Source organism: Vulcanibacillus modesticaldus (genome assembly GCF_001730235.1).
GTDB classification, from domain to species: domain Bacteria; phylum Bacillota; class Bacilli; order Tepidibacillales; family Tepidibacillaceae; genus Vulcanibacillus; species Vulcanibacillus modesticaldus.
Window position 1 is genome coordinate 1 of the sequence record NZ_MIJF01000082.1, and the last position, 1,081, is coordinate 1,081.

General features: G+C 28.8%; 3 protein-coding genes. 1 reads left to right on the plus strand and 2 read right to left on the minus strand.

Features of this window, described 5'->3' with window-relative positions; translation table 11 throughout:
* Positions 1–175, minus strand: a 175-nt coding sequence (locus tag BHF71_RS10550; RefSeq protein ID WP_084024127.1) for a transposase, incomplete at its 3' end; no start/stop codon positions are given.
* 157 nt (positions 176–332) lie between these two features.
* On the opposite strand from BHF71_RS10550, the gene BHF71_RS10555 reads away from it, so the two are divergent.
* Complete coding sequence (locus tag BHF71_RS10555) at positions 333–731, plus strand: hypothetical protein (RefSeq protein ID WP_069657596.1); 399 nt, start codon at positions 333–335, stop codon at positions 729–731.
* Between the two features lie 142 nt (positions 732–873).
* On the opposite strand, the gene BHF71_RS10560 is transcribed toward BHF71_RS10555, so the two are convergent.
* Positions 874–1,081: integrase core domain-containing protein (locus BHF71_RS10560; RefSeq protein WP_141705358.1), on the minus strand; the 208-nt coding region annotated here is incomplete at its 5' end.

Here is a 1,081-nt window from a genome sequence, read left to right on the forward strand (position 1 = left end):
AGGAATCCTTTCCTTCACCTACAGGGGTATAGGACCTAATCCATTTATATATCGTTACTTCAGATACACCATATTCGCTACTTAATTTTTTTACTGGAGTTCCAGAATTGTAGAGTTCCACTATTGTTTGTTTAAAATCTTCAGTATATTTTTTTGCTACACCTTTTCTTTTCATATAGGACACATCCTCTCAAAATTATTGTATTAGACTTAACTAAGGTGTGTCCACAAAACTATACTAACTCCAAGTCATTAATTATTCAATTGTCTCAAATATATTAACTCTCGATAACTTAGGTATAAAAACAAATACAAATAAAATTAAATTTACAATGATTTTTGCATCCTTAATACCATTTTTCATTCAATTATTATTTAGTGCTTTATTATGGATATATGCTGAAAAAATAACAAATTATATTTTACTAAATAATGAAAATGCTCAAAAAAGAAGTATTCCATTATATTCACAAGAATTACAAGCTATTGCATTTTCAGTTATTGGGTTAGTGATAATAGCAGACGCAATCCCTCAGATATTTCATGTAATTCCAAACCTTATTAGACTAAACGAAATTGGCTCATCTCTAGCAACTCCTCAATTAAAAGTAGAAACGATATTTTCATTAATAGAAAAGATAGTTCGATTAATTATTGGATTAATATTGTTTTTTGGAAGTAAAGGATTAGTTGGTTTATTAAAGAAAATAAGAGAAGCAGGAATAAAATAATGTATGTAACATTTGGGAACCTTGCGAATAACTCAACCTTATCCGACACTATTTTTTGGAGGTTACAATGAAGAATATATTAAAATACACTATTATTCCTCTTGGATTTGAGTCAATATATTGGACACAAAAAAGTTAACTCTTATGCTGAATGTTTCAATTGATCTTCGATGGCTTGAGGAGTCAAATAACCTAAAGCACTATGTATTCTTCTTCGGTTGTACCAGCCCTCAATATATTGAAAAATTGCTATCTTAGCAGAATAGTAATCTAGATATTGCACGTGATTTACTTCTTCTTTTTTCAATATAGCATGAAATGATTCAATACAAGCATTATCATAGGGATTA